22 protein-coding genes are annotated in these 23,187 nt (G+C 64.4%); 9 read left to right on the top strand and 13 right to left on the bottom strand.

Features of this window, described 5'->3' with window-relative positions; genetic code table 11:
• Positions 1-18 precede the first annotated feature (18 nt).
• Both V1286_RS26175 and V1286_RS26170 read left to right on the top strand, forming a co-directional pair.
• Positions 19-954 (top strand): glycosyltransferase family 2 protein, encoded by a 936-nt coding sequence (locus V1286_RS26175; RefSeq protein WP_334484434.1) that lies wholly within the window; start codon positions 19-21, stop codon positions 952-954.
• Positions 955-1,022: 68 nt separating this feature from the next.
• Positions 1,023-1,535: a GNAT family N-acetyltransferase gene (locus tag V1286_RS26170; protein WP_334484432.1), complete on the top strand. Its 513-nt coding sequence runs from the start codon at positions 1,023-1,025 to the stop codon at positions 1,533-1,535.
• Between the two features lie 29 nt (positions 1,536-1,564).
• Here V1286_RS26170 and V1286_RS26165 read toward each other — a convergent pair whose 3' ends face one another.
• The 3 genes from V1286_RS26165 to V1286_RS26155 all read right to left on the bottom strand — a co-directional run bounded on the left by V1286_RS26165 (position 1,565) and on the right by V1286_RS26155 (position 6,397).
• Positions 1,565-3,358 (bottom strand): cation:proton antiporter domain-containing protein, encoded by a 1,794-nt coding sequence (locus tag V1286_RS26165; protein ID WP_334484430.1) that lies wholly within the window; start codon positions 3,356-3,358, stop codon positions 1,565-1,567.
• A 127-nt stretch (positions 3,359-3,485) separates the two neighbouring features.
• Positions 3,486-5,876, bottom strand: coding sequence for a TonB-dependent receptor (locus V1286_RS26160; protein ID WP_334484428.1), 2,391 nt, complete (start codon positions 5,874-5,876; stop codon positions 3,486-3,488).
• Positions 5,877-5,986: 110 nt separating this feature from the next.
• Complete coding sequence (locus tag V1286_RS26155) at positions 5,987-6,397, bottom strand: DUF2946 family protein (protein ID WP_334484426.1); 411 nt, start codon at positions 6,395-6,397, stop codon at positions 5,987-5,989.
• Positions 6,398-6,712: 315 nt separating this feature from the next.
• On the opposite strand from V1286_RS26155, the gene zigA reads away from it, so the two are divergent.
• The gene (gene zigA, locus V1286_RS26150; protein WP_334484424.1) at positions 6,713-7,921 is read left to right on the top strand and encodes a zinc metallochaperone GTPase ZigA; all 1,209 of its coding nucleotides are present in this window, start codon (positions 6,713-6,715) and stop codon (positions 7,919-7,921) included.
• 37 nt (positions 7,922-7,958) lie between these two features.
• Here the strand turns inward: zigA and V1286_RS26145 are convergent, their stop codons facing one another.
• From V1286_RS26145 to V1286_RS26130, 4 genes are read right to left on the bottom strand one after another with little or no spacing between them, the layout of a single operon-like run.
• Positions 7,959-10,022: a hypothetical protein gene (locus V1286_RS26145; RefSeq protein ID WP_334484422.1), complete on the bottom strand. Its 2,064-nt coding sequence runs from the start codon at positions 10,020-10,022 to the stop codon at positions 7,959-7,961.
• Positions 10,023-10,025: 3 nt separating this feature from the next.
• Positions 10,026-12,836, bottom strand: coding sequence for a DUF4159 domain-containing protein (locus V1286_RS26140; protein ID WP_334489904.1), 2,811 nt, complete (start codon positions 12,834-12,836; stop codon positions 10,026-10,028).
• A complete protein-coding gene (locus V1286_RS26135) occupies positions 12,836-13,780 on the bottom strand; it encodes a DUF58 domain-containing protein (RefSeq protein ID WP_334484420.1) in 945 nt (314 codons plus the stop codon). The genes V1286_RS26140 and V1286_RS26135 overlap by 1 nt, the downstream gene beginning before the upstream one ends.
• On the bottom strand, positions 13,780-14,781 hold the full coding sequence (locus V1286_RS26130; protein WP_334484418.1) for an AAA family ATPase: 1,002 nt from the start codon (positions 14,779-14,781) through the stop codon (positions 13,780-13,782). The genes V1286_RS26135 and V1286_RS26130 overlap by 1 nt, the downstream gene beginning before the upstream one ends.
• Before the next feature lie 259 nt (positions 14,782-15,040).
• Here V1286_RS26130 and V1286_RS26125 point away from each other — a divergent pair, with 259 nt between their 5' ends.
• From V1286_RS26125 to V1286_RS26105, 5 genes are read left to right on the top strand one after another with little or no spacing between them, the layout of a single operon-like run.
• Positions 15,041-15,652: a DUF1285 domain-containing protein gene (locus tag V1286_RS26125; RefSeq protein ID WP_334484416.1), complete on the top strand. Its 612-nt coding sequence runs from the start codon at positions 15,041-15,043 to the stop codon at positions 15,650-15,652.
• 20 nt (positions 15,653-15,672) lie between these two features.
• Complete coding sequence (locus tag V1286_RS26120) at positions 15,673-16,323, top strand: CoA pyrophosphatase (protein WP_417021281.1); 651 nt, start codon at positions 15,673-15,675, stop codon at positions 16,321-16,323.
• Complete coding sequence (locus V1286_RS26115) at positions 16,320-16,583, top strand: DUF6111 family protein (RefSeq protein ID WP_334484412.1); 264 nt, start codon at positions 16,320-16,322, stop codon at positions 16,581-16,583. Before V1286_RS26120 ends, V1286_RS26115 begins: the two co-directional genes overlap by 4 nt.
• Entirely contained in the window at positions 16,580-17,839 is a 1,260-nt protein-coding gene (locus V1286_RS26110) for a CCA tRNA nucleotidyltransferase (RefSeq protein WP_334484410.1), read from the top strand. The genes V1286_RS26115 and V1286_RS26110 overlap by 4 nt, the downstream gene beginning before the upstream one ends.
• Positions 17,836-18,597 carry a sulfite exporter TauE/SafE family protein gene (locus V1286_RS26105; RefSeq protein WP_334484408.1) on the top strand — a complete coding sequence of 254 codons (762 nt, stop codon included), beginning with the start codon at positions 17,836-17,838 and terminating at the stop codon, positions 18,595-18,597. The genes V1286_RS26110 and V1286_RS26105 overlap by 4 nt, the downstream gene beginning before the upstream one ends.
• A 6-nt stretch (positions 18,598-18,603) precedes the next feature.
• Here the strand turns inward: V1286_RS26105 and V1286_RS26100 are convergent, their stop codons facing one another.
• From V1286_RS26100 to V1286_RS26075, 6 genes are all read right to left on the bottom strand, one after another.
• Entirely contained in the window at positions 18,604-19,332 is a 729-nt protein-coding gene (locus V1286_RS26100; RefSeq protein WP_334484406.1) for an HAD family hydrolase, read from the bottom strand.
• Between the two features lie 144 nt (positions 19,333-19,476).
• Positions 19,477-19,734 (bottom strand): DUF2158 domain-containing protein, encoded by a 258-nt coding sequence (locus V1286_RS26095; RefSeq protein WP_334484405.1) that lies wholly within the window; start codon positions 19,732-19,734, stop codon positions 19,477-19,479.
• Between the two features lie 75 nt (positions 19,735-19,809).
• Positions 19,810-20,697, bottom strand: coding sequence for an oxygen-dependent coproporphyrinogen oxidase (hemF, locus tag V1286_RS26090; RefSeq protein ID WP_334484403.1), 888 nt, complete (start codon positions 20,695-20,697; stop codon positions 19,810-19,812).
• Positions 20,698-20,838: 141 nt separating this feature from the next.
• A complete protein-coding gene (locus tag V1286_RS26085; RefSeq protein WP_334489901.1) occupies positions 20,839-21,204 on the bottom strand; it encodes a 6-carboxytetrahydropterin synthase in 366 nt (121 codons plus the stop codon).
• A gap of 34 nt (positions 21,205-21,238) precedes the next feature.
• Entirely contained in the window at positions 21,239-21,871 is a 633-nt protein-coding gene (gene queE / locus V1286_RS26080; RefSeq protein ID WP_334484401.1) for a 7-carboxy-7-deazaguanine synthase, read from the bottom strand.
• Positions 21,871-22,353: a tRNA (cytidine(34)-2'-O)-methyltransferase gene (locus V1286_RS26075; protein ID WP_334484399.1), complete on the bottom strand. Its 483-nt coding sequence runs from the start codon at positions 22,351-22,353 to the stop codon at positions 21,871-21,873. The genes queE and V1286_RS26075 overlap by 1 nt, the downstream gene beginning before the upstream one ends.
• Before the next feature lie 281 nt (positions 22,354-22,634).
• On the opposite strand from V1286_RS26075, the gene petA reads away from it, so the two are divergent.
• A complete protein-coding gene (gene petA, locus V1286_RS26070) occupies positions 22,635-23,165 on the top strand; it encodes a ubiquinol-cytochrome c reductase iron-sulfur subunit (protein WP_334484397.1) in 531 nt (176 codons plus the stop codon).
• Positions 23,166-23,187: the final 22 nt, after the last annotated feature.

Below are 23,187 nucleotides of genomic sequence, written 5' to 3'. Positions count from 1 at the left end.
TAATTCGGTGAGCGTGCGATGACGGGACCTGCGCTGCGGATTGCGGTTCTGGTGCCGTGCTTCAATGAGGAAGCCGCGGTCGCCACCGTGGTCTCCGACTTCCGCAAGGCGCTGCCGACGGCTGAGATTTTCGTCTACGACAATAATTCCAGGGACCGCACCGTCGAGGTGGCGCGCGGAGCCGGCGCTATCGTGCGCAGCGAGCGCCGCCAGGGCAAGGGGCATGTGGTGCGCCGCATGTTCGCCGATGTCGATGCCGACGTCTATGTGCTGGTCGATGGCGACGCGACCTATGACGCGCAGAGCGCACCGCGCATGATCGATGCGCTGGTCAACGACCACCTCGACATGGTGGTGGGCTTTCGCATCGATCAGTCGGTCGCCGCCTACCGGCCCGGCCACCGCACCGGCAACTGGATGCTGACGAGCTTCCTTTCCACGGTGTTCGGCCAGGCGTTCAAGGATATCCTTTCGGGCTACCGCGTGTTCTCGCGCCGCTTCGTCAAATCCTTTCCGGTGCTGTCAGACGGTTTCGAGATCGAAACCGAGCTCAGTGTGCACGCGCTCGAACTGGCGCTGCCGGTGGTGGAGATCGAGACGCCTTATTATGCCCGCCCCGAGGGCTCGTTCAGCAAGCTGAACACCTGGCGCGACGGTTTCCGGATTCTCGGCACCATCCTGAAGCTGTACCGGTCGGAAAAGCCGCTGCGATTTTTCACGGTCATCGGCATCTTCCTGATGCTGATCTCGATCGGCCTCGCGATCCCCGTGGTCGTCACCTTTCTCGAGGAAGGTGTCGTGCCGCGGCTGCCGACAGCCGTGCTGTCGATGGGTCTGATGATCGTGGCGGTGCTGTCGGTATCTTCGGGGCTGGTGCTGGACACGGTGACGCGCGGCCGCCGGGAGATGAAGCTGCTGGCCTACCTGTCCCAGCCGGCCATCAAAAGGGATTAAGGCAATACGGGGATTGCCGCCGCCGGCAATGGACCGCGCCGCCGCCAGATGCTATCCCGCGCCCCATCATGAGCGAACTTGACGTCACCATACTGGCTGAAACTCCAAAGGACGCGCAAGCGATCGAACGCCTGCACGAGCGCACATTCGGTCCTGGCCGTTTCGTGCTGAGCGCCTACCGCCTGCGCGAGCATGTCGATCACCTGCTTGAGTTGTCGTTCACGGCGCGGATCGGCACATTGCTGGTCGGCTCGGTACGGCAATTGCCGATCTGCATCGGCGACACGCCGGCGCTGATGCTCGGGCCGTTGACGGTCGAGCCGCCGTTCCGAAAGCGCGGCGTCGGCCGCATGCTGCTCGATCGCTCGCTGCGGGACGCCAAGGCCAAGGGCCATCGCCTGGTCATCCTGGTCGGCGACGAGCCCTATTACAGTCGCGTCGGCTTCAAGGTGGTGCCGAAGGGACGCGTGATCATGCCGGGCCCCGTCGATTACAGCCGCCTCCTGGTGGCGGAACTGGTCGAGGGCGCCTTCGACGGTGTCTCCGGCGATATCCGGCCGGACTGGAACAAGGCGCGGTAGCGTAGCGCATCGGCGGGGGCGTTCTCAGGTCAGCGCGGCGGCTTTCGTTTGACGCCGGCCGTCTCTCCGGCAGGCCGGGTACCTCCCGCGGCCTGCTGCAATTCGTGCCGGAATTCCTCGCGCTTTTCGTGGATGGACGCGACGACCAGCCCCATTGCCATGCCGAGGCCGATCAGGGCTGCTTCTGACAACAACAAGCTTGCTTCGATGGTCTCCGGCACGGCGTCGGTGACGCCGATCTGATAGAGATGCCGCGCATGCTCCGCGTCGCGGGCGCGCGACACCACCAGCATATCTGCCCTGAGCGCGCGGACCTGGGCTACGATTTCGTCGATGCCCTTGGCTTCGCCGATGGTGACGATGACCGCAGCGGCCTCCATGAGGCCGCAGCTCTTCAAAAACTCCGGATTGGTCGCATCACCGTAATAAACGGTGCGTCCCTGCCGACGCTGCTCCGGTACGGCTGCGGCGTCATTATCGACGGCAATGTACTGGAATTTGTGCCGATCGAGCATGGAGCAGACGACCTGTCCCACCCGGCCATGTCCGATCACGATGGCATGGTTGGCGCCTCCGCTTGGTGCAACGGTCAGTTCGGGATCGAGCGGCTTGTCTTCGCGTATCATTGGCGCCAGCCGCCGCGCCACATGGGCAAGCGCAGGAATGAGCAGCATGGTCAGCGACGTCAGCGCGACCGTGAAGCTCGACACCTTGGCATCGATTAGGCCAAGCGTCGTCGCCATGCCGATCGCGACGAAGGCGAACTCGCCGCCCGGGCCGAGCAGGAGGCCGGTTTCGATGGACGCTCGCCAGGAAAGGCGAAACAGCCGGGCAAGGGCGATGAGGATAATGGATTTCACGGCAACGAGCGCGGCGGCGCTTCCAAGCAGCCAAACGGGATCGCGGGCAAGCTCGCGGAAGTCGATGTTCATGCCGACCGTAAAAAAGAACAGGCCCAGCAGGAGTCCCTTGAAAGGATCGATGGCCGTCTCGATCGCCTTGCGGAATTCGGTCTCGGCGAGCAGCAGGCCGGCGATGAAGGCGCCAAGCGCCATCGAGAAGCCGGCCGCGGCGGCGGCCACCCCGGCTGCGACGATCACGAACAGCGTGGTGGCCACGAACAGGTCGCTCATGCCCACGGATGCGACCAGACGGAACAGCGGCCGCATCACCACGCGGCCGGCGACGACGATCACGCCGAGCGCGATGGCGGCGTTGGCGAGCGCCAGCGCGAGTGTGCCGGCAACCGAACCGGATTCGCCGGTGCCGAAAATCGAGATGAACAGCAGGAGCGGCGCCACCGCCAGGTCCTGCGCCAGCAGGATCGCGAAGCTGGCGCGGCCAGCGGTCGTGGTCAGCCGTCCCTGCCTGGAAAGCACCTCGACGACGATGGCGGTCGACGACAGCGCCAGGCAGGCACCGATGATGAGCGGCACCGGCGGTTTGCCGCCCGCAAGGATCACGGCTGCGCCGATGGCGGCTGCGGAGAACACGATCTGCAGGCTGCCCAGTCCGAAAACCAGGCGGCGCATCGTCTTCAACCGCTCATAGGACAGTTCCAGGCCGATCAGGAACAGCAGGAACACGACGCCGAGCTCGGCGATACCGGCGACGTTCTTGGCGTCAACCACGGTGAACCAGTACAGGAACGGGAATTGGCCGATAAACGTACCAAGCCCCAGGGGACCGAGGATCGCGCCCGCTACGAGATAGCCGAGGACGGGATTGAAGCCGAACCGGCGCACCAATGGAATGACGATGCCCGCAGTGCCGAGCAGGACGAGGGCATCGCTGTAGACGGGAATGTTGATCGGCGAGGGCATCTATCCGTGTTCGTCAACTCGCATCGGGCAAGGCATATCCTTCAACGGTGCGATAATCCGGTATCCACCGCCATCCATGCCGACGTTAGCTGGTACCACCAGCCAACGCCACCCGTCAGCGCCTGACCTAGAACTTCAGATTGGCAAACGCGCGCACGCCGATGCCCGGCAGCAAGACCTGGTCCTTGTTGAAGGAAGTCGAATTGCGGATGTTCTCGTTCAACAGGTTGTTGCCGACGAGGCCGACCATCATCTCGCGTGCGCCGAACCAGGAAGGATCGAGCTTGGTCTTGTAGCTGACCTCCGCCTTCAACAGGTTGTAGCCTGCGGTTGGCGTCTCGCCGATCGGGGCGGTGTCGTTCTGAGCGAAGGCGTGCAGCAGGTTGATCCGCGTCAGCCAATTGGCATCGCGCCAGAACAGGCCGCCGCCGACTCGCACCGGCGGAATTCGCGGAACATTGGTGCCATCGTTGAAGGTCGCGCGCACCACATCGAACTGGTTCTCGACGCCCCAGATGCCGCCGTAGAGCGGCCCGACGTCCAACTGGCTCTGGAATTCGCCGCCACGGAAGGTGGCGTCGCGCTGCGAATAGATCGCCTGGTTCAGCTCGAGCGGAAAAGCCGGGTCCGCGGGACCGACGCAAGCGACATCTTCGCAGGTATTGCCTGTGAGACGGCGGTAAATGAAACCATTGAACTTGGTGTAGTAAGCGGTTGCTTCGAACCTCAATGGTCCGGTCGCGCGTCGTAATCCGATCTCGATCGATTTGGCGGTTTCGATGCCGAGATTGGGATTGCCGATATCGAACGTGGCGGTCGCATCGTGCGCGCCGCGTGAAAACAGTTCGGCCGGCTTGGGCGCGCGCTCGACGTATTGGGCGGTAATACTTGCGACAAGACCCCATGGCAAATCCTGGAGCAGACCGACGCTCACACTTTTCGGCGTGAAGTTCAGGTTGCGCGGTGTGGCAGGACCAATGGCCGCAGGGTCGACGTTGAGGTCGAACAGCTCCGGAATGAATGCCGGCGTTGTTCCGCTGAGACTGACATGCTCGATACGGCCGGCGATCTGCGCCTTGGTTGAGTCAGAGAACTTGAACTCGTTGAAGACGTAGCCGGCGACCCTGTTATTCTTGTTAGGATCAAACAACCCGTTGAGCGGGCTGGTTGGATCGTCCGGACTCGGCGCCGTCAGTTCCTGATGGCCGGCCTGAAGGCCGAATGCTGTCGTGACGGCGGCAAACCGCGCGTTGAACGGGGCCATCTGCACCTCGACGCGCCCTTCCTGCTCCTTGTTCGTGAAGCTCTGCCGCACGCCGAGGGACGAGAGGTCGGCGGGATCGGCCAGTCCGATCTCGTCGTGCTTGTAGTTGGTCGCGCCCGCCCAGAATCTGACGGCATCGATCGCCGCTGCATCGGGCCGGTATTCGCCCTTGGCCGTGAATTTGGTTTGGCGCGCGTCGATGCGGGTCTGGTGATCGGCGCCGTCGATGCCGGGAATCCGATAGAGCGTGTCGTTCTGCGTGATCGCCGCGCCGATAAATCCGCCATCGAAGATGTAGGAGCCGCCAATCGATGCACCAGCCGCCTGCATCGCCGAATTCGGCTGCCGGCCGTTGACCGGGCGGGTCTGGTCGAACAAATACGGATAGCCCGGAATGCTGTAATCGCTGGCCTTGCGGCCATAGGCGTCGGCATGAACAGCGAAATTGCCACCGCCGGCATCGATCAGGATGCCGCCATCGACACCGCGAGCGACCGAATTGACGGCCGTTCGGGTTTCGACCGTGACGCAGGAAGGCGGTCCCACGCTTGCGAGCGGCGCTTTCGCCGGCAGTCCGTAGGTCTGGAACGGTGCGGCCGCGCATGTTGGCAGGGCGTCCGGGATGCGATTGTTGGTTGCGCTGACGACGCCGCCGATCGATGTCGATCCGTAGCGCATCGCCGCCGGACCGCGGATAACTTCGACCTGGTTTGTCGCCAGTGGATCGACCGGCACGAAATGGTCTTCGCCGAGATCCGAGGCGCCGCCAGCGTTGGTGCCGTTCTCGAGGATGCCGACGCGATTGACGTCGAGGCCCCGGATGATCGGCCGGCTCGCGGCACCGGGCGCGAAGGTGGAGCCGGTAATGCCGGGCTTCGAGAACAGGAGATCGCCAAGCTGGGCGGTGCCTTGGCGGCGGATCTCCTCGTTCGGCACCACTGTGACCGTCGCAAATTGATCGGTGACGATGGGGAGCACGCCCTGCTGGGGTGCGGCCGCGACAGGTGCGGCTTGCGGTTCTGCCGCGCGTTGCCGGTTTTGGCCGGGCGCGGTGCGGGCGACGCGCACCGGCGTGCGCGAAGGCACAACGGCTCGCCGCCGCACAATCGGGCTCGGCGCCGTCACGGTGATTTCAGGTAGTTGTGTCGATGAGGATGGCGCTGCGTCCTGTGCCAGCGCGCCGTCGGCCATCGCGCATAGCAATAGCCAGCTTGCTCCACCGAAATGGAACGCTCGTTTCTTCTTGAATGTCATTGTCCCGATCCTGATTCCGTCGATGTGCGACGGATCGATTCCGATTTTCCCTCGGTGGATCAGCCGCGTGGCGCGGCGATCCCTTTGGGGAGTGTATCAATCAATCGAGGTCAGGAGACGGGAGGCGCGCGGGACCGGAATGCGGGATGAAGCGAGCCGAGATGCGCGAACTCGGCGCCGGTGGTCAGGTGCAGAAGCTTGACTGCCTGCGGCAGCTCCAGCAGCGGTGGCGTGGCGAACAGGAAATTGTTGGCAAGCGAAACGACGGCGCAGATTGCGCAGGCGTCGGCCGGGTGTCGGTCGTTATCGTGATTGGAGGGCTGCTGCTGAACCGTGTCGCTGGCCGCATCAAGCGCGGTGTGGTCCGCGGCGTAGGTAAGACCGGCATCCGAGAGACCGATCTGGACGTTCTGCGCGGCGGCGGCCCCGTGGCAATGCCCGAACGACAGCGCAAACTGGGTCGCGAGCGCGAACAGCGCCAGCCGCGCGCCAGTTCTGACGTTGGTTCGAAACCATTTCACAATGACGCACGCCTTGCCCCGGGGCGACCGAGTCTCTCGGCCGTCCCAATGTAATATTATAACACGGGAGGGGCATCGCGATGTCAACGCGGTGCACGTGCGTTCGGACGAATCCCCAAACGCTGTGTGATTACTGCAACGGATGCAGGCCCCCGAGCCTTCAGCATGACAAGAGTATTCTCGCGAGAGATTTTTCCCGATTGACAAGGTTGGCCATCCAAGATGTAATGTTATAACATAACATCAGTCGGAGCCCCGCGATGCTTCCCCGCTCTCGTTCGGGATTCCGCGCACTGCACAGGTTGTTTGATCTCCATGCGAAAACTCCCCGTCACCGTCTTGTCCGGCTTCCTAGGGGCTGGAAAGACAACTTTGCTGAATCACGTGCTCAACAATCGCCAGGGCCTGAAGGTGGCGGTGATTGTGAACGACATGAGCGAGGTGAATATCGATGCCGACCTGGTGCGCGATGGCGGTGCGAATCTTTCCCGGACGGATGAAAAACTGGTCGAGATGACGAATGGGTGCATTTGCTGCACGCTGCGTGACGATCTGTTGAAGGAAGTCCGAATGCTCGCTGAGGGCGGCAAATACGACTATCTTCTGATTGAATCGACGGGCATTTCGGAGCCGCTGCCGGTTGCCGCGACGTTCGATTTCCGAACCGAAGAGGGCGACAGTCTTTCCGACGTGGCAGTGCTCGACACCATGGTGACGGTGGTCGATGCCGTCAACTTGTTGCGGGACTATGCCTCGACCGATTTCATCAGAGATCGCGGCGAATCGCTCGGTGTCGATGACAAGCGAACGATGGTGGACCTGCTGGTGGAGCAGATCGAATTCGCCGACGTCATTGTGCTAAACAAGATCAACGATGCGTCCGCCGGCCAATTGGACGCGGCGCGCAAAATCATCCGCGCGCTCAACCCGGCCGCCGATATCGTGGAGACTGATTTCGCCAAGGCTCCCTTCGAGCGCATCCTCGATACGGGTCGCTTCGATTTCGCGCGGGCGCAACAACATCCGCTCTGGTTCAAGGAATTGTATGGCTTCGGCGATCACACACCGGAGACCGAGCAGTACGGCGTCAGCAGCTTCGTCTACCGCGCGCGCCGACCATTCGAGCCCACGAAATTCCATCAATTCCTGCGCGAAAGCTGGACCGGAGTCATCCGGGCGAAGGGACATTTCTGGATCGCGACGCGTCCACAATGGCTCGGTGAGTTAAGTCAGGCAGGTGCGATCGTCCGCACCGAAGGCCTCGGGTTTTGGTGGGCCAATGTGCCCGCTGACCGATGGCCCGACGATCCATTCTGGCGGAAATCGCTCAAAAAGAACTGGAACGAAGTCTATGGCGATCGCCGACAGGAGATCGTCTTCATCGGCACCGGCATGGACGAGCACGCGATCAAGGCACGCCTCGATGGGTGTCTTGTCCCGGGTAAACCGGGAATGCACATCGGGGAATGGGCTGGGTTGGCCGATCCGTTCCCCAAATGGCTGCGCGCCGACGAGGCAGCATAAGGTTCCCCGCAATAAGACTGAATTATCGGCGTTGAGCTCAACGCCCCTCACGCACCCAGGTCGCCGCGAAGGCGCCGAGCAGCAGCAACAGCCCGACCAGGCCGGCGAACATCGGCAGCACGCCAACGCCCTTGACGACGCTGGCGTCGCGCATCTTCACGCCCATCCAGCCGTCGCCGTGGAAGATGCCGGAGGCGCGCACCGGCACGACGCGGGGCAGGTCGACGCTGGTGCCGTCGGCCACGCGGCGGGCGTCGCCGCCGGTCGCCTGCGCCAGCGGTTTCAGCATCTCGGTGGTCGAGGTGACCTCTGAAAATTCCTTCGGGTTGGTCGGTCCGACATTGATCAGGGCTTTCAGCGCGCCATCGGTTGCCTGCCACAGCCCGAGTTCGTTGGCGGGGAGGGTGGAGCGCCAGGTGCCGGGCTCGCTTGCGGTCAGCGTGAGTTCCTTGGTGGCGCCGCTCGGTGACGTCACGGTCACCGGCGGCACGTTGTCGGCCATGGTCTGGCGCAGCACCACGAGGTCCTTGCCCTGGATCTGCAGGCGCAGCGCCTCTTCGTCCAGATCAGGCTGCTTCATCAGCCAGTGCGACGTTCGTCGCAGCAGATCCAGATGCGGCCCGCCGCCTTCATAGCCGCGCGCCCACAACCAGATGTGGTCTGACAAGAGAAGCGCGACGCGGCCTTCGCCGAAGCGCGACAGCAACAGCAGCGGCTTGCCGTCGGCGCCGGTCATCACGGGCGCGCCGATCGCGTTGCGGGTATCCACGGTGCGGAAGAATCGGCTCCAGCGCGGCGGCTCGCTGGCGGAGCCTTCGAGGCCGCGCGTCACCGGATGGCGCTTACCGGCGTCGCTCAGATGCGCATAGAACGGTTTTTCAGTGACGCCGACCGGCTCTGCCGGCAACACCGTATCCAGGGGCGTGCGCCAGATGCTGGTGGTGGAGGCATAGTCGGGGCCGGCCGACACCAGCACCGCGCCGCCGGCGCGGACATAGCGCGCGATATTGTCGAAATAGGCGATCGGCAGCACGCCCTGGCGGGCGTAGCGGTCGAAGATGATCAACTGGAATTCGTTGATCTTCTGCTGGAACAATTCGCGCGTCGGAAACGCGATCAGCGACAATTCGTTGATCGGCGTGCCGTCCTGCTTCTCCGGCGGGCGCAGAATCGTGAAATGCACGAGGTCGATGCTGGCGTCCGACTTCAGCAGATTGCGCCAGGTGCGTTCGCCGGAATGCGGCTCGCCTGATACCAGCAGCACGCGGAGCTTGTCGCGCACGCCTTCGATCGCGACCACGGCGCGGTTATTGACCAGCGTCAGCTCGTTCTCGAGCGGCGAGGCTTCGATCTCGACGATGTTCGACCCGGCATGCTTGATGTCGACCTCGACATTGGAGGTCTGGCCGCTCAGGAGCGTGCGCTCGCTGATTACTTCGCCGTCGCGGCGCACCACGACCCTGGCGCGCTGGCCGGTGACGCCCTGGTCGTCGAGCCGGTAGGTGATGGTCTGGGGCTGTCCGACGATGCCGAACCGCGGCGCGGCCGAAATCGCGACACGGCGATCGCGCTCGTCCTTGCGTCCGGTGACGAGCGCGTGCACCGGCGCCTGGAAGCCGAGGGCCGCGGCGTTGGCCGGAATGTCGTGCACCCGGCCATCCGTGATCAAAAACGCGCCGGCGACGCGGTCGACGGGAACGTCCGACAGCGCCGATGACAGCGCGCCGAACAGTTTGGTTCCGTCGGTTTCGCCGTCGGCCTGTCCGGCCTCGACGACGCGCACTTCCAGCCCCTTGATCTTCTTCAGCGTATCGACCAGCGCCTCCTGCGCCTTGGCGGTCTCCTGGTTGCGGGTGCCAAAGTTCTGACTCGGGCTCTTGTCGATCACGACGGCAGCGACAGACGACAGAGGCTCGCGGTCTTCGCGGGTGAAGGAGGGATTGGCGAGCGCCAGCAGGATCAGCGCCAGCGCCGCGACGCGCACGGCGGCACCGCGCGAGCGCCCGAGCAGCAATAGCACCGAGATCGCGACGATCGCGGCCAGCGCGATCCACAGCACGATGGACGGAACGAGGGGGGTGAACGCGATGCCGTAACTCATGGCCTATTGCCCCAACCGCTCGATCAGAGCCGGCGCGTGGACCTGATCGGCCTTGTAGTTGCCGGTCAGGGTGTACATCACGATGTTGACGCCGGAGCGGAACGCGAATTCGCGCTGGCGCGGCTCGCCCGGCGTCAGCGGCAGCATCGGCTGCCCATCCGGGCGGTGCGCCCAGGCGCCGGCAAGATCGTTCGAGGTGATGATGATGGGCGAGACGCCGTCGCCGCCGCGCGCCGGGCGCGAGGCTGCATCGTCGTCTTCCTCGCGCGGCAGGGTCTCGACCCAGGTCTGGCCCGTGTTGAAGCGGCCGGGGAAGTCGCGCAGCAGGTAGAACGTCTTGGTCAGCACGTGCTCGCGCGGCACCGGCTCCAGTTCGGGCACGTCGAGGGAGGAGAGAATTTCGCGCAAGGTACGCATGCCCGGCGTCTGCGCCGCGCCGTTTTCGCCGGGCGGCGCCTCGACGGCGTCGCGGGTGTCGAACAGCACCGTGCCGCCCTGTTTCATGTAGGCGTCGATGCGGTTGATGGCATCCTGCGGCGGCTTCGGCGCACCCGGCACGATCGGCCAGTAGATCAGCGGAAAGAACGCCAGTTCGTCGCGCGCGGGATCGACGCCGACGGGATCGCCGGCCTCCAGCGCGGTGCGCTGCGCCAGGAACAGCGTCAGTCCCGCCATGCCGGCCTTGACGATGGAATCGACGTCGGCATTTCCGGTGACGACATAGGCGAGGCGCGTCTGCGACACCGCCTTGATGGCGAATTCGTCGTTGTTTTGGGCGCGCGTCGGCGAAGGTGCGATCGAGGTTGCGGACAGGGTCAGGGCCAGCAGAACGGCGGCCGCCGCCGTGCGCCGCCGCCACAAGGCGGCCAGGCCCGCACCCAGCATCGCGACCACGATCGCGTCGATCAGGAACAGCACCAGCGACGACGACAGCAGAATGCCGCGCAGATCGCGCGGTTCGGCGTTGGTGTAGCTGGCGCGTTGCGCGCGCAGGGAAGATGTATCGAGCAGCGCGATGCGATCGGCCGGGGCCAGCGTGTTGACCGCGATCGGGCCATCGGCCGGGCCGTAGAAGCCCGGCGGATGATCTGACGTAGCGCGGTCGCGATAATCCGCCGGCATCGGTTTGGCGGTCGAGGGCGGCGGCCCGAATGCGCCGAAGCCGTCGAGGGTGCGCAGCGGCGCCACGGTCTCGACATTAGTCGCCTCGCTCGCAACGCCCGCGCCGGGCTTCGAAGTGTAGCCGGACATGTCGACCATCCGCCGCAGCATCTCGACGAAGCTGCCGGACATCGGCAGGTCCGACCAGCGCGAGTCGGCGCCGACATGGAACAGGCTGATAACGCCCTTGCCGCGATGCTCGCCGGTCACCAGCGGCGTGCCGTCTTCCAGCGACGCCCAGGTCTTGGTGGCGAGCACCGCGTCCGGCTCGGCCAGCACCTGCCGGTTCACGGTGATGTCCTTGGGCACGGCGAGGCCCGCGAACGGACCGTCGGCGGCGAAGGAAGCCAGATGCTGCGGCTTTTCCCAGGTCAGGCTGCCGCCGAGAATGCGGCCGCCGCGACGCAGTTTCACCGGCACCAGATCGTCATCGGCCTGCGCCAGGCGAGGGCCTGCGAAACGCACCAGCACGCCGCCCTGATCGATCCATGCGTTCAGCCGCTCGCGGATTTCCGGCGACAGCGTGCCGACATCGGCGAGCACGATCATCGGTAGGCGCTGATCGAGGAACTGCGCGATTACCTGTTGCGCCGCGCCGCGATCACCCAGCCGTATGTCGGCGAATGGCGACAATGCGCGGGTCAGATAGAAGGTCGACGCCAATAGCGGCTGGGCGGTGTCGCTGGTCGCGCCGGTAACGACGCCGACGGCGCGCCGGCGCCAACGCTTGTCGAGCAGTTGCACCGCGCCGGCCGATCGTTCGCCCGATATTTCCAGCCGCGAAATGTCGTTGCGCAGTTCGACCGGCAGATCGAACGCCGCTTCGCTCTCGCGATCCTGCATGCCAAACGCGTAGCGCGCCTCGCCGATCGGCGAGCCCTTGGCGTCGATCGCGCGAACCACACCGGCTGCGACGCCGCCGGTGGTGCGCAGCACCTTGACCGTCATCTTCGCCGCGGCGTTTTCGGCGGCGACCAATGCCTGCGCCGGGGCCGCGCCGCCTTCGAACACCGTCAGCTTGCGATCGCCGATGGTCTTGCCGAGATTTTCGACGAATTCGGCGCCGCGCCCGGTGTCGACGCCGTCGGACAGCCACGCGATCTCGGCATCACCGGTCGCCTTCAGGAAGCGGTCGAGCGCGCCAAGCGTGTCGACGCGGTCGACCGAATAAGGTTTTGGCGCAATCTGACGCAGCGCGACCCGCGCGGTGCCGGCCGGCATCAGCGTGATGTCGCGCGCGGTCTCGGAAAGCGGAACCAGTGCAACGCCGCGGCGGTCGTTGTCGGCGTTGGCGATCAGTTCGTCAGCGGCCTTGACCCGGGTGTCCCAGCTCGCCGCCGCGCTCCAGCCGTCGTCGAGCAGGATCACCAAGGGCGCATTGCTGCCGCCGACGCCGGTTTGCGGATTCCAGATCGGGCCTGCGGCGGCAAGGATGACCAGTGCGGCGGCGGCAAGCCGCAGCAAGGTCAGCCACCACGGCGTCCGCGACGGGGTTTCTTCCCTGGGCCTGATGTCGAACAACAGCCGCGTCGGCGGAAACTCGATCCGCCGCGGCCGTGGCGGCATGACGCGCAGCAGCCACCACAACACCGGCAGGCTCAACAAGCCCAGCAGCAGCAGCGGTTGCGCAAAGGTTAGGGGGAGGGCCGCGATCATGCGCTACGCCCCGCCTTGACCGTTGAGCTGTGCACGCTTCCCTTGGCTGCCATCATGCCCGCATGCAGGAACAGCAGGAGTTCGGCGGCGGAACGGCTGGTGGTGTGGGTCGAGAACAACCAGTCGAGCCGGTTGGTTTCGCTGCGGATCTCGTCGCGATGCAGTGCGACACGCGCGACATAGTCGCTGGCCCAGCTCTCGGCGCGGCCGGCGGTGATGACGCCAAATCCTTCCGGCTCGACGAATTCGACCCGGCCGGCATAGGGAAAGGTTTCTTCGGCGGGATCGACGACCTGGATCAGCGAGCCATGGGCGCCGGAGGCCGAAAGCCCTGCGAGCATCACCCTGATCTCGCTCATCGGCGACCACAAATCGGACAGCACGACAATTTCGGCCAGCGCCGACGGGACAAAGGACGGCGGCAGGCTCGCGCGCACCGCATCGTCGTGCAGCATCGCCTGCGCCATCTTGTCGATCACGTTGCGGCTTGCGGTCGGGTTCATCAGGCCGGGAATGCCGACGCGCTCTCCGCCCGAAACCAGGAGTTCAGCAAGCGCGAATGTAACGATCAGCCCGCGTTCCAGCTTGCTGTCGCGCGCACCCTTGGAAGCAAACGCCATCGACGGCGAACGGTCGGGCCACAGCCACACCGTATGCGCAGCCTCCCACTCCTGCTCGCGGACATAGAGGTGATCGTCACGCGCCGAGCGCCGCCAGTCGACATTCTGCGACGGCTCGCCGGAGACGAAGCGGCGGTATTGCCAAAAGCTCTCGCCGGCGCCGGCGCGGCGCCTGCCGTGCAGGCCATGGATGACGTTGGCGGCGATACGCCGGGCTTCGAGCACGAGTCGGGGGAGCGAAGCGGCGAGCGTTCGGCTTTCGCCATCGGCACGTCGGATTGCTAAAAGCTCCCTGGTCTCGTGGCTGGTCTCTGCGGCCATCAACCGATCCGCGTCTTCAATTGTCTGATTACGTCGGGAATGGTGCGGCCTTCCGCGCGCGCCGAGAACGTCAGCGCCATGCGGTGCTTGAGAATGGGTTCGGCGAGATCCAGCACGTCGTCGATCGAGGGCGCGAGGCGGCCGTCGAGCAGCGCGCGGGCGCGGACCGCCAGCATCAGCGACTGGCTGGCGCGCGGACCCGGTCCCCAGGCAATCAGCTTGTCGCCGCCGTCTTCGGAACTCGGGCGCGCGGAGCGCACCAGCGACAGAATCGCCTCGACGACGCTGTCGCCGACCGGCAGGCGGCGCACCAGCCGCTGTGCCGCGATCAGGATTTCCGCGTCCATCGAGGCCTTGGCGAGCGTCGCATCCGCGCCCGTCGTTTCGAACAGGATACGGCGTTCGGCATCGCGGTCGGGATAATCGACGTCGATCTCCATCAGGAAGCGGTCGAGCTGCGCTTCGGGCAGCGGATAGGTGCCTTCCTGCTCCAGCGGGTTTTGCGTGGCGAGCACGTGGAACGGTTTTGGGAGGTCATGCCGCGCGCCTGCAACAGTGATGTGCTGTTCCTGCATGGCTTGCAGCAGCGCCGATTGCGTACGCGGGCTGGCGCGGTTGATTTCGTCGGCCATCAGGAGCTGCCCGAACACCGGTCCGGAGATGAAGCGGAACGACCGCTTGCCGGAGTTGCTCTCGTCCAGCACTTCGGCGCCCAGAATATCCGAGGGCATCAGGTCCGGTGTGAACTGGATGCGCTTGGCGTCCAGCCCGAGCGTGATGCCCAGCGTTTCGACCAGCTTGGTCTTGGCGAGGCCGGGAACGCCGATCAGGAGCGCATGGCCGCCGGACAGGATTGTCACCAGGGTGTTTTCAATCACCCGGTCCTGGCCGAAGATGACGGTGGAGATCGCTTCCTTCGCGGCGCGAATCTGGCCGGCGACCTGCTCCGCCGACCGGACGATCGCGTCCTCGAGTTTCTCGACACCGTCTGCATTCGCCATGTCTGTCTCCTTCGACCGTATAACCGCTTCATGACACCGCTGGTTGCGTCGTCATGCCACGAACCTCATGCTAAACCTGTGCAAAGGCCATGTATTCGCTGAATTAAAGTATCCCCACATTATCGGTATTTCGGGGTATGAACGGCATCACGATATGGCGACCCATCCGCATTAGTACGGACACCAATCGTCGGGAACACATATCTCGGTATACGTGCACCAATCGTGCCAGATGAGGCGCCGAGACTCAGGGCAAACAATGGCAAAGCAAGGGCAAACCGGCACTCAGGGCCTCGAAGGACTTACTGTCGCTGCGAGGGAAGCCGCCAACGCCACCCCGGCCAGCAAGGGGCTTCCTCCGGTGCATCTGTGGAATCCGCCGTTCTGTGGCGATCTCGACATGCGAATCGCCGGTGACGGTACGTGGTTCTACATGGGGACGCCGATCGGGCGGCCGGCGCTGGTGCGGCTGTTTTCGACCATACTCAAGCGCGAGGACGGCAAGCACTTTCTCGTGACCCCGGTCGAGAAGGTCGGCATTCGAGTCGACGACGCGCCTTTCCTCGCGGTGGAGATGCAAAAGGAGGCTGATGATCGCGGCCGTCTATTGCGCTTTCGCACCAATGTCGACGACTGGGTGCCATGCGATTCCGGACACCGCCTGCGATTCGAGATGGCCGCCGACGGTGGGCTGACGCCCTACCTTCACGTCCGCGCCGATCTGTGGGCGAAGGTGACCCGCGCGCTCTATTACGATCTGGTTGACATGGGGGAAGAGCGGGTGGTCGATGGTCAGCCGATGTTCGGCATCGAGTCCGGCGGCGAGTTCTTTACGATGGCGGACGCGAAGCAGGTGAGGGACGCGGTTTGAACGAGCCGATACTGAAAAAGATGGAAGCGGCTCCGATCAGCTCGGCGGAGTTTTTCACGCGGAGCCAGGCTCGGTTGAGCTTCGACGTGCCGCCCGGCCTGGTCGATCCCGATATCGTTCCGAAAACCGGCGACGCGGGCAACGACCGCATGCTCGAGATCGTGGCGCGCGAGCAGCCGGTACGGCCGGCGGCGGTGCTGATCCCGGTGGTCGATCACCGCGAGCCGACCGTGTTGCTGACGCAGCGCTCGCCGCATCTGTCCAGCCACGCCGGCCAGATTTCCTTTCCCGGCGGCAAGATCGACGCCACCGATGCTTCCCCGCTCGACGCCGCACTTCGCGAGGCGGAGGAGGAAGTCGGCCTCAAGCGCGACTTCATCGAGCCGATCGGCTATCTCGACCTCTATGGAACCGCGTTCGGGTTTCGCATCCTGCCGACAGTAGCGCGGGTGAAGCCCGGCTTCAAGCTGACGATCAACGAAGGCGAGGTGATTGACGCCTTCGAGGTGCCGCTGGCGTTCCTGATGAATCCCGAGAACCATCAGATCCATTCCAAGGAATTCCGCGGCATGGAGCGCTCCTATTACGCCATGCCGTTCGCCGAGCGTTACATCTGGGGCGCGACCGCAGGAATTCTGCGCGTGCTATATGAGCGGATTTATCTCGCATGATCCGTCCGGTTCTGACCGAGGTCGCGATTTTCCTGATCCCGTTTGCGGCCTATGCGCTGTTTCTGATTGCCACCCGTTCCGGACTGTTGGTGTCGTCCTCGTGGCCGGCGCATCTTGTCGCCAAACTGGTGCTGGGATCGCTGCTGCTGGTCGTGATCAGTTTCGTCTTTCTCGCGCAATTCTCCGGCGCGCCGCCGGACTCGACCTACGTTCCTGCGCATCTCGAAGACGGCAAGCTGGTTCCCGGAGTCGAGAAATGATCGAGGCCCGCGTGCTGTCGGACGCGCCCTGGCTCAGATCCGGTCCGGCCGCGCGCGTGCTTGCATTACTCAACGGCGATGGCGAGGAAGCCCGCGTGATCGGCGGCGCCGTGCGCAATGCGCTGTTGAAAATTCCTCTGGGCGACATCGACATTGCGACCACCGCTCTGCCCGACGAGGTCGCCCGGCGCGCCAAGGCGGCCGGCATCAAATGCGTGCCGACGGGCATCGACCACGGCACGGTTACGCTGGTCGTCGAATCGCATCCGTTCGAGGTTACGACCTTGCGCGAGGACACGGAGACTTTTGGCCGCAAGGCCAGGGTTGCGTTCGGGCGCGACTGGGTTCGCGATGCGGAACGGCGCGACTTCACCATCAACGGGCTTTCCGTCGATGCCGGCGGCATCGTGCATGACCATGTCGGCGGGCTGGCCGACATCGAAGCCAAACGCGTGCGCTTCATCGGCGATGCCAGCCAGCGTATCGCCGAGGATTATCTGCGCATCCTGCGCTTCTTCCGCATGCATGCCGCCTATGGAGAGGGTGAGCCCGACCGTGCCGGATATCTCGCCTGTATCGATGGGCGCGCGGGGCTTGCAAGCCTTTCCGCCGAGCGCGTCCGCATGGAGATGTTGAAGCTGTTGATCGCGGAAGGCGCCGTGGTCGCGGTGCAGGCGATGGCGGATGCCGGCCTGCTGCTGCCGATATTCGGCGGCATTACCTACACCGGGACGTTCGCCGCGATGATCGCGGCCGAACGCGCGCTGGGGCTGCCGCCGAACGCCGTGCGCCGGCTCGCCGCGCTCACGGTGGCCGTCACCGAGGACGCCAGGCGCGTCTCGGCGCGGCTTCGGCTTTCCAACGCGGAACACAAGGCGCTGGACTCGATGGGCCATCGCTGGTGGCGGTTCGCCGCCAAGAACGGCGCGCGGGCGCGGCAGCTTCTTTATCGGCTGGGCGAGGATCCCTATCGCGACCGGGTGATGCTGGCATGGGCGCGCGCAGGCGGCATCGGCAATGGTGCTGCGCGCTGGCACGAGCTCGCAACCTTGCCGCAGCGCTGGAGCGCGCCGAAATTTCCGCTGAAGGCGGCCGATTTCATCGCGCGCGGCATTGCCGAGGGCCCCGCGCTTGGTCACGTGTTGACGCTTGCGGAAGACGCCTGGCTGGCCGCGGATTTTCCGCTTGAATCATCCGCGCTGGCCGCGATCGCCGACCAGACCGCCGCCCGCTTCACCCGCGATCACCGGCTGTGAGTATTCTCGCCGGCTTCGCCGACATTTCGCTCGGCCAACTCGTGCTGGTTGGCGGCATGGCGTTGTTTGCGTCCATCATCGGCGGTCTTGCCGGTTATGGCACTGGCGCATTGATGCCGCTGGTGCTGGTGCCGATGGTCGGCGCCGAGCCGGTGGTGCCGATCATCGCGATATCGGCGATCATCACCAATATAAGCCGCTTCGTGGCCTATTTCCGTTACGCCGACCGGCGGCGCGCGCTGATCGTGATCGGGGCTGCCGCGCCGACTACCGCGCTCGGCGCCTACGGCTATACGCGGCTCACCAGCACCGGCGCGGCGCTGGTGATCGGCAGCATGCTGATGCTGAGCGTGCCGCTGCGCCGGTTGGCCAAGAAGCGCGATATCAGGATTGGCGATACCGGCCTCGGTGCGAGCGCGGTGGGGTATGGCGTGCTGGTCGGGGGCACGTCAGGCTCCGGCGTGATCCTGCTGTCGCTGTTGATGGCGTCGGGGCTCGAGGGCGCGGCAGTGATTGCCACCGACGCCGTGATCTCGGTCGTGACCGGCCTCATCAAGATTTCGGTATTCGGCCTGGCCGGCGTCGTCACCGCGCAGGTGCTGGCCTTTGCGCTGCTGATCGGCGCCATCGCTATTCCGGGGGCGTTCCTCGCTAAAGCCTTCGTCGAGCGCATGCCGGTGCATATCCACACCGCGATCCTCGACGCCGCCGTGATGGTCGGCGGCATCATCATGATCACAGCGGCGCTGCGGCACTGATCTCTATCAGCGCTCACGCGGCAGCAGTTCCGTCAGTGAGCGGATGATGCGATCGGGCTTCACGGTGGAGTCCGTGGGCAGGCCGTCGCCATGCACGTCGATCCAGATCGCGTAGATGCCGAGCCGCTGCGGCGCTACGACTTCCCATTCCAGATTGTCGCCGATCATCCAGGTCTCGGATGCGGTGACGCCGAGCGTCTGCATGGCGTGCAGATAGGCGCGCTCGTCCGGCTTGCCGAAACCGTGCTCGCCCTCGATCTGGATGTGATCGAAACGGTGCGACAGCGCAAAGCGTTCGACCTTGGCGCGCTGGGTGCCGGCGGCACCGTTGGTCACCAGCGCCAGCTTGACGCCGCGCACCTTCAATTCGTCGATGGCGTCGTGCGCGCCGGGGAACACGAACATTTCCTCTTCGCGGTAGGCGGTGAAGCGGTCGGCGAGCCGTACCGCAAGATCCTCGGGCAGCGTATGGCCGCCGGCGGCAAGGGCGGCAAATCCGCGTGTGACGGTTATACGCCGCGCCTCATCCAGCTTCAGCCGCCATTCGGCGCCGGCGACCGCCCAGAATTTGCGCGCGGAATCCAGGACGGCGGTGGCAACCTGTTGCGAGGTCAACGGCCCGAACTCGGCGGCGAATTCCGCGGCGACATTGTGCCAGGCGATTTCCGGGCGGCCATAGGCCGACAGGATGGTGTCGTCCATGTCGATCAGCATGGCACGGGGCAGGTGGGTCATCGTTTCACGGCCATTTCGCTTCCAGCGCTGTCGACCGCGGGAAGCGGCGGTCGACTTGCCGCGAATATCAGATGCTCCGCACGGGGTCCAATTCCAGGAAACGACGTCGCCGGGCTGTGGATGCCGGGCGACGTCGAAATTCCCTTAGGCGACTTTGCTGGCGTGCTTGTCGTCTTCGTCTTCGTCCTCATCGTCTTCTTCGTCGTCTTCCTCTTCTTCATCGTCGTCATCCGAGGTGTCGTGCTCGGCGAGTTCAAGGACGGCTAGTGGCAGCGTCTCGCGAAAGAGATCGCCTTCATTACCCATCCACATACACACAACATTACCCTCGTTGACTTCCACCACGCTAAGCGGATGGCCGCCGGACTTCAGAATGACGACGTCGCCTGGTTTCAAATCCATGATCTGCTCCTTGAAATGCATGACGCGATTCGCATTCTAGCGATCGGTCATGACAAGCCGATCATGACAGTCAAATCATGGCCACTTTACCTCCGGCGGCATCGACGAGAGAATGGAATCCACATTGCCGCCGGTCTTCAGCCCAAAAATTGTGCCGCGGTCGTAGAGCAGGTTGAACTCGACATAGCGTCCGCGCCGGATCAACTGCTCCTCGCGGTCGGCGGCGTTCCAGGGGAGGGCGAAATTGCGGCGGACGAGCTCTGGATAAATTTTCAGGAAGGCGCGGCCGACGTCCTGGGTAAAGGCGAGGTCGGCGTCCCAATCGCCTGAGTCGTGCCAGTCGTAGAAAATGCCGCCGATGCCGCGCGCTTCCTTGCGATGCGGCAGATAGAAATATTCGTCGCACCATTTTTTGTATTTGTCGTAGTCGGCGACGCCGTTCGGTCCGCTGCAGGCTTCCTTCATTGCCTGGTGGAAGGCCAGCGTGTCCGGGTCCTCCTGGGTGCGCCGCCGGTCCAGCACCGGCGTCAAGTCAGCGCCGCCGCCGAACCACGCCTTGGTGGTGACGACGAAGCGGGTGTTCATGTGCACCGCCGGCACGTTCGGATTGCGCAGATGCGCAATCAGCGAAATGCCCGAGGCCCAGAACCTGGGATCGTCGGCCGCGCCCGGAATCTGCGCCCGGAATTCGGGCGCGAACTCGCCGTGCACGGTGGAACAGTGCACGCCGACCTTCTCGAACAGCCGCCCGCGCATGATCGACATCACGCCGCCGCCGCCCGGCGTGCCGGTGTGGTCGGTGCGGTTCCAGGGCGTGCGCTCGAAGCGTCCGGCGTCGCCGGGATAGAGCGAGGCCGGGGCGTCGTCTTCCAGCCGCTCAAAGGCCGCGCAGATGTCGTTGCGCAAGGCTTCGAACCAGGCTCTCGCGCGCGTCTTGCGATGCTCGATCAGCGACATGTCCATGCGGTCGATCCATATATTGCCGTCATTGCGAGCGTAGCGAAGCAATCCATCGTGCCACAGAAAGAATGGATTGCTTCGTCGCTTCGCTCCCTTGCGCAAACGCTTCGCGTTTGTCGCAGGCAATGACGGTAAGATGCATTTCTAGCCCTGTGGTCCAAAGTACGTGCAGCTCTCGTTGCAACTGTCGCGATGAACGCTGACGCGGGTGATCTTGCCGGCGTGCTGGAGGCGTTCGAAGATGTAGCGCGAAATGTTTTCCAGCGTTGGCGTCCCAAGCGCCTCGACCTTGTTCAGAAGCTTGTGGTCGAGGGTCTTGCGGACCTCTTCCATGCTGCGTTCGAGCAGGCCGAGATCCAGCACCATGCCGGTTTGCGGATCGGGCGTGCCGCGCACGCTCACCTCGGCGCGAAACGAGTGGCCGTGAATTTCCTCGCTGGCCGCGCCGAAGGTCGTCCCCTTCAGCGAATGCGCGGCTTCGAAGCGAAATGATTTGGTCAGTTCCCACATCTTGAAAATCTGGTTCCTATCTGATGCCAAGTGCTTATCTGATACCAAGGGTCTTGTGCGTCTGCAGGCTGAGCCGCCATTGCGGATGGCGCAGGCAGTAGTCGACCGTGCGCGCGGTGTTTTCGATCACGTCGGGTCCGTCCATCGGCTGCAGCGAAAAACGTTCGAAATCGAGCCCTGCAAAATCTTCCGGCGCGGCGCCGGTCTGCGGATAGACCAGCTTCAATTCGTGGCCGCGGCGCACCACGAGCCCTGCGCCGGCCTTCGGGCTGACGCAGACCCAGTCCATCCCGTCGGGCGGTTCGATCGTCCCGTTGGTCTCGATGCCGATGGCGAAGCCGCGCGCATGCAGCGCATCGATGAAGGGGGTATCTACCTGCAGCAGCGGCTCGCCGCCGGTCAGGACCACATAGCGGTTGGTATTCTCGCCGGTCCATTGCCCGGCGATGATGTCGGCGAGTTCGTCCGCGGTGGCGTAGCGGCCGCCCAGCGTGCCGTCGGTGCCGACAAAATCAGTATCGCAGAACTTGCAGGTGGCGCCGGCGCGGTCCTGTTCGCGGCCGCTCCAGAGGTTGCAGCCGGAAAAACGGCAAAACACCGCCGCGCGGCCGGCATGCGCGCCTTCGCCCTGCAAGGTCAGGAATATCTCTTTGACCGCGTAACTCACTATCTCTCCTCGGACTGCATCTCGCCCGTCATCGCGGAACCCGTCTGCCGCAGCGCCTCGCCCAATGCCATGGCCGCCGCCATGGCCACATTGAGCGAGCGCAAGTCCGGCCTGATCGGGATCACCAGCCGCGCATCGGCAGCGGAGGCGACTTCATCGGGTACCCCTGCCGATTCCCGCCCGAACAGCAGAACATCGTCCTGCCGGTAGCTGAAATCCAGATAGGAACCGGCCCCCTTGGTTGTAAACAGCACCAGCCGGAAACCCGCTTCGTTACGCCATTGCTCGAATTTTTGCCATGAGTCATGGCGGGTGAGGGCGACGTGATCGAGGTAGTCCATTCCCGCCCGGCGGAAATGCCGGTCCGAGATCGGAAATCCGGCCGGCTCGATGATGTGGGCAGCCGCGCCCAGGCACGCACACAGGCGCAGAATCGTTCCCGTGTTCTGAGGGATGTCAGGCTGGAAAAGCGCGATGTGCATGGTGTCGAGGCTTCGGAAGCGTGGGTGAAATGTATTGAATAAATCACGGCCGGGCGCGGATTTAGTGCATTGCACGCTTGCGAGCCGATAGCGGGCTTGCGCTCTCACGGCAAGGGTGCCAATAGAACGATTCTGGACTGCTTGTTCCGCCAGGATTGGGGGAGGAAAGGCGGTTTTTCTGCCGCCGCGGGGGCCGCGGGCGCCGGCAGCCTCTTTCGGGTCGCGCCTTTGGCGCCCCCGGGGCGGTTCCGCTGGCTGCAGATAAGAAAGGGCTTGGAATCGTGACGACAGCGTCTTCGGCGGACCATCCGACACGCCGTGATTTCCTTTTTGTTGCAACGGGAGCCGTCGCCGCCGTAGGCGCGGCTGCCACGGTCTGGCCGCTGGTTTCCCAGATGAACCCGGACGCCTCGACGATCGCGGCCGGTGCGCCGATTGAGGTCGATCTGACCCCGATCGCCGAGGGACAGGACATCAAGGTGTTCTGGCGCGGCAAGCCGATCTACATCAGCCACCGGACCAAGAAGCAGATCGATGAGGCCCGCAAGGTGCCGGTTGCGAGCCTGCCCGATCCGCAGAGCGATGAGGCTAGAGTCAAGCCGGGGCATGACCAGTGGCTGGTCGTGGTCGGCATCTGCACTCATCTCGGCTGCATCCCGATTGCCCATGAGGGCGCTTACGACGGCTTCTTCTGCCCCTGCCATGGTTCGGTGTACGACACCTCGGGCCGCATCCGGCAGGGACCTGCGCCGAGCAACCTGGCCGTGCCGCCCTACACCTTTGTTTCCGACACCAAAATCCAGATCGGCTAAGGGCTCGGGCGCGCCAGTCCGA

Source organism: Bradyrhizobium algeriense, from assembly GCF_036924595.1.
In the GTDB taxonomy this organism is placed as follows: domain Bacteria; phylum Pseudomonadota; class Alphaproteobacteria; order Rhizobiales; family Xanthobacteraceae; genus Bradyrhizobium; species Bradyrhizobium algeriense.
The sequence above is the reverse complement of the archived record's forward strand: the minus strand, read 5'-3'. Positions and strand labels throughout refer to the sequence as shown.